The sequence below is a fragment of the Spirillospora sp. CA-294931 genome (assembly GCF_050946795.1).
GTDB lineage: Bacteria > Actinomycetota > Actinomycetes > Streptosporangiales > Streptosporangiaceae > Spirillospora.
The window spans coordinates 2983665-2999066 of sequence record NZ_CP192006.1 but is presented as its reverse complement, the minus strand read 5'-3'; the positions used below and the strand labels follow the sequence as shown (position 1 = coordinate 2999066).

At 71.8% G+C, this 15402-nt stretch carries 13 protein-coding genes; 5 read left to right on the top strand and 8 right to left on the bottom strand.

Features of this window, described 5'->3' with window-relative positions; genetic code table 11:
• Positions 1-12: 12 nt before the first annotated feature.
• Both ACQPY4_RS13345 and ACQPY4_RS13340 read right to left on the bottom strand, forming a co-directional pair.
• On the bottom strand, positions 13-852 hold the full coding sequence (locus ACQPY4_RS13345) for a hypothetical protein (RefSeq protein ID WP_433336007.1): 840 nt from the start codon (positions 850-852) through the stop codon (positions 13-15).
• A gap of 21 nt (positions 853-873) precedes the next feature.
• Positions 874-1170, bottom strand: coding sequence for a DUF4193 domain-containing protein (locus ACQPY4_RS13340; protein WP_433336005.1), 297 nt, complete (start codon positions 1168-1170; stop codon positions 874-876).
• A gap of 537 nt (positions 1171-1707) precedes the next feature.
• Between ACQPY4_RS13340 and ACQPY4_RS13335 the strand changes: the two genes are divergently transcribed.
• On the top strand, positions 1708-3393 hold the full coding sequence (locus tag ACQPY4_RS13335) for a serine/threonine-protein kinase (RefSeq protein WP_433336003.1): 1686 nt from the start codon (positions 1708-1710) through the stop codon (positions 3391-3393).
• A complete protein-coding gene (locus tag ACQPY4_RS13330) occupies positions 3390-6116 on the top strand; it encodes an ABC transporter substrate-binding protein (protein ID WP_433336001.1) in 2727 nt (908 codons plus the stop codon). The genes ACQPY4_RS13335 and ACQPY4_RS13330 overlap by 4 nt, the downstream gene beginning before the upstream one ends.
• 19 nt (positions 6117-6135) lie before the next feature.
• Here ACQPY4_RS13330 and ACQPY4_RS13325 read toward each other — a convergent pair whose 3' ends face one another.
• Both ACQPY4_RS13325 and ACQPY4_RS13320 read right to left on the bottom strand, forming a co-directional pair.
• The gene (locus ACQPY4_RS13325) at positions 6136-7416 is read right to left on the bottom strand and encodes a sensor histidine kinase (protein WP_433335999.1); all 1281 of its coding nucleotides are present in this window, start codon (positions 7414-7416) and stop codon (positions 6136-6138) included.
• Positions 7413-8066 (bottom strand): response regulator transcription factor, encoded by a 654-nt coding sequence (locus tag ACQPY4_RS13320; protein ID WP_433335997.1) that lies wholly within the window; start codon positions 8064-8066, stop codon positions 7413-7415. The genes ACQPY4_RS13325 and ACQPY4_RS13320 overlap by 4 nt, the downstream gene beginning before the upstream one ends.
• Before the next feature lie 174 nt (positions 8067-8240).
• Here ACQPY4_RS13320 and ACQPY4_RS13315 point away from each other — a divergent pair, with 174 nt between their 5' ends.
• On the top strand, positions 8241-8417 hold the full coding sequence (locus ACQPY4_RS13315) for a hypothetical protein (protein WP_433335995.1): 177 nt from the start codon (positions 8241-8243) through the stop codon (positions 8415-8417).
• Positions 8418-8602: 185 nt separating this feature from the next.
• On the opposite strand, the gene ACQPY4_RS13310 is transcribed toward ACQPY4_RS13315, so the two are convergent.
• Genes ACQPY4_RS13310 through ACQPY4_RS13300 form a run of 3 tightly spaced genes read right to left on the bottom strand, consistent with a single transcriptional unit; the run spans position 8603 to position 11519 of the window.
• Positions 8603-9412 carry an inositol monophosphatase family protein gene (locus tag ACQPY4_RS13310; protein ID WP_433335993.1) on the bottom strand — a complete coding sequence of 270 codons (810 nt, stop codon included), beginning with the start codon at positions 9410-9412 and terminating at the stop codon, positions 8603-8605.
• A 25-nt stretch (positions 9413-9437) separates the two neighbouring features.
• A complete protein-coding gene (locus ACQPY4_RS13305) occupies positions 9438-10352 on the bottom strand; it encodes a ferrochelatase (RefSeq protein ID WP_433335991.1) in 915 nt (304 codons plus the stop codon).
• 57 nt (positions 10353-10409) lie between these two features.
• On the bottom strand, positions 10410-11519 hold the full coding sequence (locus ACQPY4_RS13300; protein WP_433335989.1) for a lytic transglycosylase domain-containing protein: 1110 nt from the start codon (positions 11517-11519) through the stop codon (positions 10410-10412).
• Between the two features lie 298 nt (positions 11520-11817).
• Between ACQPY4_RS13300 and ACQPY4_RS13295 the strand changes: the two genes are divergently transcribed.
• Both ACQPY4_RS13295 and ACQPY4_RS13290 read left to right on the top strand, forming a co-directional pair.
• Entirely contained in the window at positions 11818-13017 is a 1200-nt protein-coding gene (locus ACQPY4_RS13295) for an MFS transporter (protein ID WP_433335987.1), read from the top strand.
• Between the two features lie 24 nt (positions 13018-13041).
• The gene (locus tag ACQPY4_RS13290) at positions 13042-14349 is read left to right on the top strand and encodes a D-arabinono-1,4-lactone oxidase (protein WP_433335985.1); all 1308 of its coding nucleotides are present in this window, start codon (positions 13042-13044) and stop codon (positions 14347-14349) included.
• Between the two features lie 4 nt (positions 14350-14353).
• On the opposite strand, the gene ACQPY4_RS13285 is transcribed toward ACQPY4_RS13290, so the two are convergent.
• Positions 14354-15166 carry a hypothetical protein gene (locus tag ACQPY4_RS13285; protein ID WP_433335983.1) on the bottom strand — a complete coding sequence of 271 codons (813 nt, stop codon included), beginning with the start codon at positions 15164-15166 and terminating at the stop codon, positions 14354-14356.
• Positions 15167-15402: the final 236 nt, after the last annotated feature.

Sequence of the window (15402 nt, the reverse complement as noted above, 5' to 3'; positions counted from 1 at the left end):
TCCGGCGGGGCTTCAGGGTTTGTCGGCCGGGCCTACTGAGGGGTATCCGCCTGGGAGCGGCTTGATCGGGTCGGCGCCGCCGCGCAGGTCTTTGCGGACGTGTTCGGCCAGCTTCTTGGTGGCGGCCCGGTTGAGCGCGGCCCCGGCGGCCGCGCCGGTGAGGAACGGTCCCATCGTGGACATGCTGCGGCCGAGGGTCTTGAGCAGGCGCTTGCGCAGGGCCGACTTGGCGGCGGATCCGAGCGCGCTGGTCAGCGATCCGCTCTCCAGCGGGTTGACGCCTCGCTGCCTGGCCCAGGACGTCAGGAACGCGGCGCCGCGCGCGGTGCCGGTGCCGTCGACCCGCACCTGGTAGACCGCGTGCAGCTCGGCGATCATCTTGACCTCGATCGCGGCGATCACGAGCGTCTCGGCGGCGAGCTGGGCCGGGGCGGTGAGCAGCAGCGGGGGCGCGACGAACTCGACCGCCGCCAGGGCGCCACCGGCGGCGCCCACGGCGGTCGTGCCGTTGCTGGCCACGCGGACGACGCTGTCGGCGAGTTCCTCGCCGATCAGGCCGTGATGATGGGCCCGGAGGGTCTCGAGGTCACGGATCGGGATGTGCGGGGCCGCCGCGACCAGAAGGTCGGTCAGCCATTTTCCGCGCGCGACACCCGCGGCGCCCGCCTTGCGCGCGCTCTGGCCGAGCAGACGGGCCAGGCGCCCCAGCAGGCGGCCGCGGGTCTCGCGGTCGAGGTCGTCATCGCCCGACAGACGACCGATCAGCTCGCCGATCTCGGCGGAGCCGTCGGCGTCGACGGGCCCGGCTACCGCGGTGTTCTCCTCGTCGCGTCCGAGTTCTTCTCCTGTCACCGATCGCTCCCGGTCAGGCCGTCAGGCCGCGCACTCGCGGCAGATCAGCCTGCCGTTCTTCTCCGATGCCAGCTGGCTGCGGTGGTGCACCAGGAAGCACCGGCTGCAGGTGAACTCGTCGGCCTGACGGGGGACCACCCGGAAGGTGAGCTCCTCGTTGGACAGGTCGGCGCCCGGCAGCTCGGCGACCTCGCCGGCGTCAAGGTCCTCGTCGATGATGCTCGCGGCCTTGTCGGCCCGGCGGGCCTGAAGTTCCTGGAGGCTGTCCTCGCTCAGGTCGTCATCTGTCTTGCGTGGGCTGTCGTAGTCCGTCGCCATCTTCTATCTCCATCCCCCTCAGTGCTTTATGCGCCCCGTCGCGCGGATCTAACGCACGGGGGGCCGTTCTTGTGCCCGATCCGGGCGGGAAATTCTGTCACGGGCGGTGGCGTACGCCACACAAGGCGCGACAGACCCCACCAGTGACACCGATCACCCGCACCTACCCGCGGCCGTGTGCTGTATGTCACATACCTGGTTGAATGTCACGACCTCGATCACGTGCGGGAGGCCCATGCCGGGCACCCCGCGGCGGCGGGATCATATCGGGCCCAGAGGGGTTGTGTGCGCCGACCCGCCCGCAACCGGTCCGCAACCCCGCCGCGGGGTGGCCGCAACCGGGTCTTCCCTCGTTCGCTCGCTGGAGGAGATGAACCATAACCTTCGGTGAAACGTCAGAACTAACGCGATATCGTGCCCGCCTGAGGAATGGGGGCGGGCCCCTTCGGAGGGGCTGACCGGCTGTGGCCGGGTGCGCACCCTTCGTGAGGCTGCCGAACAACACGCGGTCTTTCACCGCGGTCACTGGAGGATCAGATGCCGGATGCCGCTCCGCTGGAGCCAGGCGATCCGCGGGCGCTGGGTCAGTACGAGATCGTCGGACGGCTGGGCGCGGGCGGTCAGGGCGCGGTGTTCCTGGGCAGGGGACCGGACGGCGGGTACGCCGCCGTCAAGCTGCTGCACGCCCAGATGGCCAGCGACCCCGCGGCCAGGGCCCGGTTCACCCGTGAGGTGAACGCGGCCCAGAAGGTCGAGCCCTTCTGTACCGCGCGCGTGCTGGAGGCCGACCTGCACGGCGACCAGCCGTACGTGGTCAGCGAGTTCATCGATGGCCCGTCGCTGCACGACGTGGTCGCGCACAACGGCCCGCTCGGCCACGCCGAGCTCGAACGGCTGGCGATCGGCACCGTGACCGCGCTCGCGGCCATCCACGAGGCCGGCATCGTCCACCGCGACTTCAAGCCCAACAACGTCATGCTGGCCTCCGACGGCCCCCGCGTGGTCGACTTCGGCATCGCCCGGACGGTCAACTCGCAGGAGAGCGCGGTCACCGCGACCGGCATGGTCGTCGGAACCCCCGGCTACCTGGCCCCCGAGCAGCTGACCGGCGCGCCGCTGACCCCGGCGGTCGACATCTTCGCCTGGGGCGCGGCCATGGTCTTCGCCGCCACCGGGCGGTCGCCGTTCGAGGCCGAGACCCTCCCGGTGATCATCAACCGGATCCTCAACGAGGAGCCGGACCTGTCGGCGCTGCCCGCCGGGCCGCTGCGCGACCTGATCGGGCGCTGCCTGTCCAAGGACGCGGGCCTGCGCCCGCCGGCCGCCCAGCTGCTGCTGAACCTGCTCGGCCATGTCGGCGCCGCGCCGTCCAACCCGATGGCGGGCCAGGAAGACCTGCTGAACCAGGGCACGCGGATCGCCGCCCAGATGCCGGCGCCGCCGCGCGTCCCGCCGGCGCCGCACAACACGCCGCCGCCGCAGCCGATCACGCCGCCGCCGATGGCGATGAACCAGGGGCCGCCCCCGATGGGCGGGCCCAACACGCCCCCGCCGCAGCCGATCACCCCGCCCCCGATGCCGATGTACCAGGGCGGCATGCCTCCGCCCCCGGGGCCTCAGGGTCCGCAGGGCCCCGGCATGCAGGGGCCGGGCATGGGGCCGCCGATGATGCCGCCTCCGCCGCACGGGCGGCAGAGCGGTGGCGGCGCCAACGGCGCGATCATCGCGGGCGTCGGCTGCTTCGTGGTGGCGATCATCGTGATCATCGTCTTCGTGGTCATCGTGGCCGTGGCCGATGACGACGATCCCAGCTACGTCCGGCCCACGTACACGCCCTCGTACACCTACACGCCGAGCACGCCGATCCCCGGCTCCACGTCCAACGCGCTCATCGGGTCCTACCGCGGCACCGGCACCCAGCCGAACGTCAAGGACCCCGCCGACCGCAGCTTCAGGGCCAACTTCTACTTCTACAGCGGCGGCGGCAGCGCGTTCTACTACTACACGAGCTCGCCCACCTGCATGACGAAGCTGACCTACCTGTCCGGTACCCAGAGCACCAAGCTGGAGTACTCCGAGGTGCCGTCGTCGTCGAGCCAGCGTGACTGCGCCGCCGGTTACCTCACCTTCACCCCGGTGGGCTCAACCATGCTGCGCTGGGAGTGGCGCCAGACCCGGACGGCCGCCTCGGCGGACGCGTCCGGCACGGTGTTCAAGTCGTGACCCGGCCGGAGATCACTCCGCTCCGCGCGGGTGATCCCGGCCACCTGGGCCCCTACCGGCTGACCGGGCTCCTGGGCGAGGGCGGCCAGGGCTCGGTCTTCCTCGGCGAGGACGAGGCCGAACGGCGCGTCGCGGTGAAGCTGCTGCACGCGCGCTTCAGCGGCGACGCCAAGGCGCGGGCGCGGTTCGCGGCCGAGGTGGCGGTGGCGCAGCGGGTCTCGCCGTTCTGCACGGCGCGCATCCTCGACTCCGACGTGCAGGGCGACCGGCCCTACATCGTCAGCGAGTACATCGAGGGGCCCTCCCTCGCCGAGGTCCTGGCGGGCGAGGGCCCGCGCGAGGGGCCCGAGCTCGACCGGCTCGCCATCGGGACGATGACCGCGCTGGCGGCCATCCACCAGGCCGGGGTCGTGCACCGCGACTTCAAACCCGGCAACGTGCTGCTGGCCGACGACGGCCCCCGCGTGATCGACTTCGGCATCGCGCGGGCCCTGGACGCCACCGGCACGCTGTCCAGCACGGCCGTCGGCACGCCCGCGTACATGGCGCCCGAGCAGATCTCGGGCGCCGCCGTAGGCCCGGCCGCCGACGTCTGGGCCTGGGCCGCGACGATGGCGTACGCCGCCACGGGCAAGCCCGCCTTCGGCAGCGACACCATCCCCGCGGTCATGCACCGCATCCTCAACCTGCCGCCCGAGCTGGGCACGATGGCCGAGCCGCTGCGCGGGCTGGTCGCCTACTGCCTGAACAAGGACGCGGCCCACCGCCCGTCGTCCCATCAGGTCCTGGTTCACCTGCTGAGCCTGGCGGGCAGCCTTCCCGGCTCGGCGGGCGGCGCGGCCGCCGCGGGCGCCGAGGTGCTCAACCAGGGCGCGGCGGCGGCGTCCACGACCGAGCTGCGCCTGGCCGCGCCGCCTCCGGCGCCGCGGCGGGACCCCGCCCCCGTCCCGCAGCCGGACCCGCGGCTCGCCGCCACGAACCCGCCGCCGACCCCGTGGGCGCCCGCCGCGCATCACGCGGGCCCGGCGAACCAGGGCTGGCAGAACGCCCCGACGGGCCCGGTCGGCGGCCCGCGCAAGCCCGGCAAACGCGGGATCGGCCTGCTGGTGGGCGGGGGCAGCGCCGCGCTGGTGGTGCTGATCATGATCGGCACCGCGATCGCGTTCAACGCCACCGGGGACGGCAAGCCCACCACCCGCTCCTCCCCCACGGGACGCACGGGCGGCCAGATGAGCCTGGCGCTGAACACCTTCGACGACACCACGGGCATCTCCTCCTCCGACGCGGGATACGGCACCAAGCGCCTGCTGGCCAAGCACCTGTTCACCGGGCTGACCGAGATCGACAAGTCGGGAACGGTCCGCAACCGCCTGGCGACCTCCCTGACCGCCGACCTCGGGTGCACCCGTTGGACGGTCAAGCTCAAGACCGGCACGGAGTTCAGCAACGGGCAGCCGGTGCGCGCGGCCTCGTTCGTCGACGGCTGGAACCGCGCGGCCCAGGTGCCCGCCGGGTCCGCCCAGCTCCTGCTCAACACCGTGAAGGGCTACCCGGACGTCGAGAGCGGCCGGGCCCCCGCGCTGGCGGGCCTGAAGGTCGTCGACGACTCCACGTTCTCCGTCGATCTCACCAAGCCCAACTGCGAGTTCGACAAGATCGCCGCCGATCCCGTGCTGGCTCCCGTCCCGCCCGACGCGGGCAAGCACAACAACCTCGCCTACAACAACCACCCGATCGGGAACGGCCCGTTCAAGGTCACCAAGTACGCCAAGGGCAACGCCGTCCTGCTCGAACGCAACGACGCCTGGGCGCTGGGCAAGGCCAAGCTCGACAAGGTGAACGTCCATCTGGTCGACGACCCGGCGCGGGCCCGTGCGGGCTTCGACGGCAAGGAGTTCGACTGGACGGTGCTCACCAGCGCGTCCGCCGCCTCGGCGCAGGGCTCGCGCGGGCTGACCTCCAAGCCGTCCCACACGATGACCTACCTGCTCCCGCTGGTGGCGCGCGGGCCGATGAAGTCGAAGGAGGGCCGGCTCGCGGTCTCCTACGCCCTCGACCGCAGGGCGATCAGCAGCCGGGTCAACGGCGGGCTGTCGCCGGTCGCCTCGGGCATCGTCCCCTCCACGATCGCGGGTTTCGCCCCCGATTCGCGGTGCGCGCCCTGCCAGGGCCCCGATCCGGCCAAGGCCAAGCAGCTGGCGGCCCAGGCCGGGCTGAAGGCGGGCACGGTCGTCCGCCTCTACCTGCGCAACTCACCGTCCACCCTCCCCCTGGGCGAGCTGGTGAAGCAGCAACTGGCCGACAACCTGGGGTGGAAGGTCGAGGTGAAGCTGGTCGAGGTCAAGGACTTCACCCAGACCATCACGGCCAAGGACGCCGAGGGCCTGGTCACCCTGGGCTGGCTCCCCGACTATCCGTCCGCCCACAACCTGCTGTACTCGCTGCTGGGCGGCGAGCAGGCCGCGACCCGGGAGAACAACCTCACCAATTACTCGGGCTGGCGCAACGCGCGCTTCGACGAGCTGCTAGCCCAGGCCGCCAAGACCTCCGACGCCGCCGCGCGCGCCAAGCTCCTGCGCGACGCCGAGGGCGTGGCGCTCGGCGAGATGGCGATGATCCCCGTGATCAACGGGGTGGCCGCCGTGCGGCGCTCGGACAGGTTCGTCGGGCTGACGCAGGACTACGACGGCGACCCCACGCTCGCCACGGCCGCGTTGAAGTAGCGTCCCGGCTCCCGGGGGCTCAGCCCAACGGGAGCCGGACGGTGATGATGAGGCCGCCCCCCGTACGCGGGGTGGCGTAGACAGTGCCCCGATGGGCCCGCACGACCGAGCGGACGATCGACAGCCCGAGCCCGGCGCCCTTGGCCGACTCGACCCGGTCGGCGTTCAGCCGCCGGAACGGCTCGAACAGCCGCTCGACCTCGTAGGCCGGCACCAGCGGCCCGCTGTTCTCGACCTGGACGGTGGCGTAGCCGTCCAGCACGCCGGTCCTGATCCAGACCTCGCCGCCGTCGTCGTTGTGCTTGATCGCGTTCTCGACCAGGTTGGAGACCAGGTGCTCCAGCAGCACCGGGTCGCCCAGCGCGCCGCCCGAGGTCAGCTCCGGATGGATGGTGACGTCGTTCTCGTGGTCGCGGCGGCCGGAGGTCTCCAGGACGGTCGAGGCCACCTCGGCCAGGTCGACCTGGGTGCGGGCGGTCAGCTCGCGCTCGCTGCGGGCCAGGAGCAGCAGGCCCTCGATGAGCCGCTCGTGGCGGGCGTTGGTGGCCAGCAGCGTCTTGCCGACCGTCCGCAGGTCGTCGGACACCTCCGGGTCGCCCAGCGCCACCTCGAGCAGCGTCCGGTTGATCGCCAGGGGCGTTCTCAGCTCGTGCGAGGCGTTGGCCACGAACCGGCGCTGGGAGTCGAACGCCTGGCCCAGCCGCTCCAGCATCGCGTCGAAGGTGTCGGCCAGCTCCTTGATCTCGTCGTCCGGGCCCTCAAGCGCGATGCGCTCGTGCAGGGTGCTCTCGGACAGGCGGCGGGCCGTGGTGGTCACCTTCTGCAAGGGGCTGAGCGCGCGGTCGGCCACGAAGTACCCGAGCACCAGGGCGATGATGCCCACGCCCAGCAGCGCCAGCAGCGAGCGCCCGACCAGATGCCGCAGGACCAGGTCGATGAACCGCTGCCTGGCCTGCTCGGCCTGCTCGGGGGTCATGTTGTAGCCGATGAAGTTGATCTCGCTCATGATGTTCGCGACCAGCACGTACATGATGAACAGCAGCAGCGCCCCGGCCAGGAAGAACAGCAGCCCGTACAGCAGCGTGAGCCGCAGGCGCACGCTCAGGCGGCTGGGCAGCGCCTTGAGGTCGCTGAGAAGGGACGAGCCGTCCTGCGGCCGGGCGGCCGCGCCCGGGAGCGCGGTCGGCTGCGTGATGCGGCTGGCGTGCACGTGCGGGTAGGGCGGCGGCGCGGCCTTCCCCTGGGCCTGGTCGCCCTTCTCGCCCTGGACGGGCGCCTCCTTGGCGGGATCGGGTGTCACAGCCGGTACCCCACTCCCGGCACCGTCTCGATCACCGGCGGCTCGCCCAGCTTCTTGCGCAGCGTCATCATCGTCACCCGGACCACGTTGGTGAACGGGTCGATGTGCTCGTCCCACGCCTTCTCCAGCAGGTGCTCGGAGCTGACCACGGTGCCGTCCGCGCTGAGCAGGACCTCCAGCACCGCGAACTCCTTGCGGGTGAGCTCGACGGGCCGTCCGTCGCGCATCACCACCCGGCGCGCCGGGTCGAGCGTGATGCCCGCGCGCTCCAGCACCGGCGGCAGCGGCGCGGCGGCGCGGCGGCCGAGCGCCCGCACCCGCGCGATCAGCTCGGCGAACGCGAACGGCTTGGCCAGGTAGTCGTCGGCGCCGATCGACAGGCCCTCCACCTTGTCGCCCAGCTCCCCCGCCGCCGTCAGCATGATGATCCGCGCCGGGTAGCGGCGGCTCACCAGATGGCGGCAGACCTCGTCCCCGTGGATCTTGGGCAGGTCGCGGTCGAGCACGACCACGTCGTACTCGTTCACGCCCGCCCGCTCCAGCGCCCCCGCCCCGTCGTAGGCGACGTCGACGGCCAGCGCCTCGCGCCGCAGACCGGTGGCGATGGCGTCGGCGAGAACGCGCTCGTCCTCCACGACCAGAACCCGCACGGTTTCCCCTAACTCCCGGCTTCCAGGTATGGCACGACGCCCGTAAGACGCTCGTAAACCCCTGCTCAGGATGCGTCGATGAACTATCGGTGAAGCGCCGCGAAAAGCCGCGGCGGGACAGGTTTACCCTCAGCCTAGGTCTGGGTAGGGACGGCCTGATCCGGGAGGAGGCCCATGGGCGAGTTGTCACGCATGATCCAGCAGCGGCTCGACGACGCTTACGCGTCGTTGCGTCACGCCCATTCAGAAAATGACACCTACCTGGCAGACATCCGCCAGGAGGAGATCAAGGAACTGCGCCGGATCGCGGCGAACCACGACATCGGAGTAGAGCCACCCTGTGTTGATTGAAATCCCGGCCCACCTGCGCTCGCCTAGCGGCTCGCTCCGGTGACCGGGATTTTGCGATTGCTGCATCGCTTCGCGATCTAATCGGGGGAAGCTCGCCTCCGGCTTCGCTTCCCCCGATTAGTTAACGCAATCGCGCGCGGGCTGGGGCTGACGTTTCTAGACGGTCGAGGTCGTTGCGAAACGTGTCAGTCTCGGGCCGGGTCGAGGGGTGCCAGGAGGGCGTGGACGGCCTCGAAGGTTCCCGGGCCCGCGGCCATGGCCAGTTCGGGGCTGGCGGGGGCGCCGTTGAGGCCCTCGACGCGGCCGCCGGCCTCGTGGACGATGAGGGCGCCCGCGGCGATGTCCCAGGCCTGGACGCCGCGCTCGAAGTAGGCGTCGACGCGTCCGGCCGCCAGCGAGCACAGGTCGACGCAGCACGATCCCCCGCGCCGGATGTCGCGGACGGCCGGGAGGACACCGGTCAGCACCCTGGCCTGGTGGGCCCGGCGGTCGGCCGAATACCCGAAGCCCGTGGCCACCAGCGCCTTGGACAGCGGCACATCGGCGTTGCAGCGCAGCTCGCGGGTGCCGGTGGCGGTGTGCAGCAGGGCGCCGCCGCCGCGCGCGGCGGTGTAGGTCTCGCCCCGGCGCGGCATCTCCACCGCTCCGGCGACCGCGACGCCGTCGACCTCGGCGGCGATGCTGACGGCCCAGTCGGGCAGGTCGTACAGGTAGTTGACGGTGCCGTCGATCGGGTCGATCACCCAGCGGACCTCGCTGGCGCCGTCGTGGGTGCCGCCCTCCTCGCCGAGGAACCCGTCGTCGGGGCGCGCCTCCCGGATCCGCTCGATGATCATCCGCTCGGCGGCCCGGTCCATCTGGGTGACCACGTCGGTCGGGCTCGACTTGGTCTGCACGACGTCCGGCCCCCCGATGGGCCTTTTGTCGACCAGCATCCGCCCCGCCTCGCGCGCGGTGGCGACGGCCAGCTCCAGCAGTTCCTCGGCCAGGCTCACTCTGGTTCCCCCCTTGGCGGGCCGCTCAGCCGGCGGACCGTTCGGCGATCAGTTCCCGTGCCAGCGCGACGAAGCGGGGATCGGTGCTGGGCGTGGCCGCCCGCGCGAACGCGATCCCGAGCTTGGCCGCCCGGCGCGCGGCCTCGTGGTCGAGGTCGTACTTGACCTCCATGTGATCGGAGACGAACCCGATCGGGACGACGGCCACCCCCGTGACGCCGTTCTCGTCCAGCTCCGCCAGGTGGTCGAGGACGTCGGGCTCCAGCCACGGCTGGCTCGGCGGCCCGCTGCGGCTCTGGTAGACCAGCGCCCACGGCGTCCCGGGTGCGGCCCGCTCGGCCACGGTCCGGGCGACCCGTTCGAGTTCGGCCGCGTACGTCGCGCGTCCGGGCTGGGCCAGTGGGACGCTGTGCGCGGTGAAGACCAGGCGCGCGTCGCCGGGCAGCCCGGCCAGGGCCTCGCGGGCGGCGTCGACGAAGGGCTCGACGAACCCCGGCCGCTCGCAGTAGACGGGCAGTTTGTCGATCTCCGGGGCGTCGCCGACCTCCGCGCGCGCTCGGGCGATGTCCTCGATGTACTGCTCGCTGGTGGAGTAGCCGTTGTAGGCGGAGGTGACGAAGGCGGCGGCGCGGCGGACGCCGTCGGCCTTCATCTGCCGGACGGTGTCGGCCAGATACGGGGTCCAGTTCCGGTTGCCCCAGTACACCGGCAGGTCGAGGCCGTGGGCGGCGAAGTCGGCCTCGATGGCCGCCTTCAGGTCGCGGCACTGCTGGTTGATCGGGCTGACCCCGCCGAACAGGTGGTAGTGCTCCCCCACCTGTTCGAGCCGCTCGCGGGGGATGTCGCGCCCTCGGGTGACGTTGCGGAGGAACGGGATCACGTCCTCCGGCCCCTCCGGACCGCCGAAGGAGATCAGGAGCAATGCGTCGTACGACGTCATGACTCCATCCAACCAGCCGTGGCGCGATGCCCGGTGCGGGGGCGCCCCCCTGCCGGGTCAGGCGAAGCGCGCGGCGTACGCCTTGGCCAGGTTCAGGACCTTCTGGACGTACCAGTCGGCGTGGTTGTAGTGCCACACGGCCCGGTAGAGGCTCTGGCCGCCCTTGCCCGCGCCGTTGGCGCACAGGTACTTGGCGGCCCCCGGGACGGCGTCGAAGGGGTTCATGATGTCGGCCTTGCCGTCGCCGTCGCCGTCCACTCCGTATGCCTTCCACGTCGCGGGCATGAACTGCATCGGCCCGAGGGCGCCCGCGCTGGAGCGGCCCGCGTTGCGCCCGTGGTCGCTCTCGACCTGGCCGATCGCCGCCAGGACCGTCCAGGACAGGCCGGGGCAGCTGGTGGCGGCCTGCTTGTAGAGGTCGAGGTAGCTGCCCGGACGGCCGCCGCCGTCGGACGGCTGGCGGTACTTGCTCTCGTGCAGGTTCACCACGTTGGCGCCGCCCCCGAGGGTCTTGCGGACGGCCGAGGCGAGCTTGGCCGGGTCGACGCCGGGCGCGTTGACCAGCACGGCGATGTTGGGGACGAGCCCGATGTCGGTTCCGGCCTTGCGGCTGACGAGCATGTCGATGCCCGGCAGGCCGAGCGCGCCGGCGCCGCCCATCACCAGGTTGGGCATCGTCCGGCCCACGACCGGGTACTGCGTGCCCCGGTTGAGCTGGAGCTGCTCGGCGGCCGAGGTGGAGACCACGAACTGGTGGGCGGCCAGGCCCGACCACAGCTCGGTGCGCTTGGCGGTGCCGGGCGGCGTCCAGGACCGGAACGAGGAAGGGTCGACCGCCAGCGCGTTGATCTGGCGCCCCTGGAGCTGGATGGCCCCGCCCGCGACCGGGATCACGTCCCTGATCTTGCGCGCCTTGGCCAGCTTGGCGATCTGGGCCTGGCCGAGGGGGCGGCCGGCGACGGCGAGCACGTCCGGCTGGACGATGCGGCGCAGCGGCGCGACCTGGCCGCCGTCAGTGACGGTGGTGACGGGCCCCCCGGGGAAGCCGGTCGGCTCACCCTGCGGGCCCTTGGAGGACGACCGCTTCTCGTCGTCCTTTTCGGTGGTCATGGCCCCGTATGCGCCTCCGGCCAGGCTTCCCACCAGAAGGACGGCGATCGCCGTCACGAGGGCTCTGAGCCGGGGGCCGCGCGGGGACCTGCCAGGGGCGGTCTTACGGGGCTTCTTCCCGCCCTGGGACGGCCGCGCCGGTTCGGGGGACGGCCTCAGACCCGGCCCCCCGGAGCCTGGCGGCGTGCCGGGGCCGGAACGCGGAGGTGATGAAGGAGCCACAACCATTCCCAACGAGTGTCACAACGATCGGTTACACGTCTTTGCAGTTGTTTCGCCCGGGTAACGTGATCATGGACCTGACATCGACGTATGCGCCGGGACGAGACCGTCTCCCGGGGGTGGGGGGAGCCCGTTGCCCAGTCCGTACCGGGAGCTGTTCGGCGTTCCCGGCGCCCGGCCCTTCGTGGCCGCGGGTTTCGTGGGCCGCATGTCGATGTCCATGGTGGGGATCGGCATCGTCCTACTGGTGTCCGCGGTCACCGGATCGTACGGCATCGCCGGAGCGGTGGCCGCGACGCTCTCGGTGTCCTACGCGGTGGGAGCCCCGCTGAACGCCCGTTTCGCCGACCGCTACGGCCAGCGCAGGGTGCTGATCCCGGTCGTGATCGCCAACGCCGCCAGCTTCACGGTGTTCATCCTGTTCGCCGAGCTGGAGCTGCCCACGTGGACGCTCTTCCCGGCCGCCGCGTCGGCGGGGCTGACCCAGGTGTCGCTGGGCGCCTGGATCCGGGCCCGGTGGTCGTACGCGCTGCGCGAGCATCCGGCCCGGCTGCACACGGCGTTCTCGTTCGAGTCGGTGGTGGACGAGATGATCTTCATCACCGGACCGATGATCGTCACGGCGCTGGCGACGGTCGTCCACCCGGCGGCGGGGCTGGCGGTGGCGGCGGCCTGCACGCTCGTGGGCTGCCTGGCCCTGGCGGCCCAGCGCGACACCGAACCGCCGCCGCGCCCCCGGGAGCCGGGCGTGAAGGGGACGTCGGTGCTCGGCAATCCCTCGATCCGGGTCATGACTCCGGTCTTCCTGATGCTGGGCACGGTCTTCGGTGCCATCGACGTCAGCGGCGTGGCCTTCGCCGAGGAGGAGGGCCACAAGGCGATGGCGGGCGTGCTGCTCGGCTGCTACGCGCTGGGCAGCGGCGTGGCCGCGCTCTGGTACGGGGCGCGGCGCTGGCGCAGCCCCATGGAGAAGCGGTTCCAGGTCGGGCTGCTCCTGCTGACGGTCGTGCTCGTCCCGCCGGTGCTGATCGACCACCTTTACCTGATGATGTTCGTGGTGTTCTTCTCTGGGCTCGCGATCTCGCCGACGATCATCCCCGGCTACGGGCTGGTGGAACGGTTCACCCCGCCGCACCAGCTCACGGAGGGCCTGGCCACGGTGTCGACGTCGGTGGGCTTGGGGCTCGCGCTGGGGGCGTCGGTGTCCGGACGGGTGGTGGACGCATACGGGGCCAAGGCCGCGTTCCTCGTCCCGCTGGGCGCCGCGGTGCTGGCCGCGCTCATCGGGGTGTCCGGAATGCGGGCGCTCAGAAAACGTGAACTTTCCTCATGAACGATCGGCGAGTAGAGTCGCGCCATGTCACCCGCGAACGCCCGAAAGTGGCGGAACTGGGCAGGGAACCAGCGGGCCACGCCCCGTAGCGTCGTCGCCCCCTCCACCACCGCCGCGGTGGCCGCGGCCGTCCGCACGGCCGCCGCCGACGGTCTCACCGTCCGCATGACCGGCGCCGGCCACTCCTTCACCGGCGCGGCGGTCGCCGAGGACGTGCTGCTGCGCCCCGACCGCCTCACCGCCGTCCGGTCGGTCGACACGGCCAGCGGGCTGGTCACGGTCGAGGCCGGACTTCCCCTGCACGCCCTCAACCGGATGCTGGAGGTGCACGGGCTGGCGCTGGCCAACATGGGCGACATCCAGGAGCAGACCGTCGCGGGCGCGCTCCAGACCGCCACCCACGGCACCGGCCGCGACGCCGCCGGGCTGGCCTCCCAGGTCGAGGCGATGGAGCTGGTGCTGGCCGACGGCACCGTCGTCACCTGCTCGCGCGACGAGCGTCCCGACCTGTTCGACGCCGCCCGCGCCGGGCTGGGCGCCTTCGGCGTCGTCACGGCCATCACCTGGCGCACCGTCCCCGCCTTCGTCCTTCAGGCGCGCGAGCAGCCGATGGGGTGGGACGAGGTGCTCGGCCGCGTGGACGAGTTCGACGCCGCCAACGAGCACTTCGAGTTCTACTGGTTCCCGCACACCGACGGATGCCTGATCAAGCGCAACAACCGGGTCGCGTCCCCCCGGCCGCTGTCGCGCGTGCGGCACTGGGTGGACGACCGGTTCCTGTCCAACACGTTCTTCAACGCGGTCAACGAGGTGACCCACCGGGTCCCCGCGATCACGCCGAAGGTCAACGCGCTGTCGTCCAAGGCGCTGAGCGCGCGCACCTACAGCGACACCTCCCACAAGGTGTTCACCAGCCCGCGCACCGTCCGGTTCAAGGAGCAGGAGTACGCCGTCCCGCGCGAGGAGCTGGTCCCGACGCTCCGCGAGCTGCGCGCCCTGTTCGACCGGCGCGACTGGCGGGTCAGCTTCCCGATCGAGGTGCGGCTGCTGCCCGAGGAGGACGCCTGGCTCTCGATGGCGCACGGGCGCCGCACGGCCTTCATCGCCGTCCACGTCTTCCACCGCGATCCCCACGACGCCTACTTCCGCGGCGTCGAGGAGCTGATGACCGCGGTGGACGGCCGTCCCCACTGGGGCAAGCTCCACACCCGGGACGCCTCCTACCTGGAGACCGTCTATCCGCGCTTCAAGGACGCCCAGGCGCTGCGCGACTCGCTCGACCCCGACCGCCGCTTCGCCAACCCCTACACCCGCCAGGTCTTCGGCGACTGACGGGTCAGTCGCGGGGCGCGTCCCGCTGGCCGGCGTCCTGGCCGCCCTCGGTGGTCTTCCCGGGGGTCGGGGTGGACGTCGGCGCGGGCTTCGTCGTGGTCGGCGGGACGGTGGGCTCGTCGGTCGGGCGCTCCTGCGACGGCGTGGTCGGGGGCGTGGTTCGGGGCGTCCCCCCGGTTTCGGTGGGCGTCGCCTTGGGCGTCCCGGTCGCGGGCGTCTTCTCGGGCTCGTGCGAACGGTCGCCGGACGGGGTCGGGGTGGGCGTGCGCTTGTGCCCGCCGCCCTCGCCGCCGAAGACCTTCGTCACCGTCAGGCCCTTGTCGCCGTTCTTGCCGATCGGGGCACCGGTGCCGAGCTCGATGAGGCTGATGCCGCCCATCACGAGCGCGAAGATCGCCGCCGAGGAGACCGCGAGGACGACCCAGCGCCGCCGGGCCCACTCGACGGTGCTCCGCCACGCCGCGCCCTTGTCCACTGTGTTCCTCGTCGCGTTCACGATCACCTCGTCCGCGACCGTCTCGGCCGGGGACGGGTCGATCCGCGTGGCGTTGGGATCGGACGGCCAGACCACCGTGCGGGTCGGGTCGGGGTCGTCCGGGCGGAACGCGGGGTGCGCCCGCGTCCTGATCTGTTCCTTGCCCTGGTCGAGATAGTGCTGGCCGATCGCCGCCCCCGCGGTCGACACCACGCTCATGAAGGCGGCGCCGATGATCGTCCCGTAAACCCCCAGGTAGGACGCGCCGACGGCGGCCCCCGCCGTCGCGAGCCCGCTGGCGACGAGCTGGGTCGTGCTGACATCAGGCAGCTTTCGCCGCATCCCCGAATCCCCCATCCGGTCGCTGACATATCGCCCGTAACGACAGTAACCGGGACGAGAGAGTGATCGAGTACCCGGAGCGGCCTACCGTGACAGGCACAGTGTGGAAAAGGATCCACAAGAATCCGGAAGGCGGACCCCAGGCGGAGCCCAGCACGGGCAAGCTTGGTCAGGTGCCCTCTTCTGCCTCGTGAAGAGGGCTTCGAGAGCGGCGATGTTCGGACATGCCGGGTACG

Bases quoted from the DNA above. Each gene is read 5' to 3' on its own strand.
- ACQPY4_RS13340 (WP_433336005.1), bottom strand. From the start codon at position 1,170: ATGGCGACGGACTACGACAGCCCACGCAAGACAGATGACGACCTGAGC.
- ACQPY4_RS13335 (WP_433336003.1), top strand. From the start codon at position 1,708: ATGCCGGATGCCGCTCCGCTGGAGCCAGGCGATCCGCGGGCGCTGGGT.
- ACQPY4_RS13315 (WP_433335995.1), top strand. From the start codon at position 8,241: ATGGGCGAGTTGTCACGCATGATCCAGCAGCGGCTCGACGACGCTTAC.
- ACQPY4_RS13305 (WP_433335991.1), bottom strand. From the start codon at position 10,352: ATGACGTCGTACGACGCATTGCTCCTGATCTCCTTCGGCGGTCCGGAG.
- ACQPY4_RS13290 (WP_433335985.1), top strand. From the start codon at position 13,042: ATGTCACCCGCGAACGCCCGAAAGTGGCGGAACTGGGCAGGGAACCAG.
- ACQPY4_RS13285 (WP_433335983.1), bottom strand. From the start codon at position 15,166: ATGCGGCGAAAGCTGCCTGATGTCAGCACGACCCAGCTCGTCGCCAGC.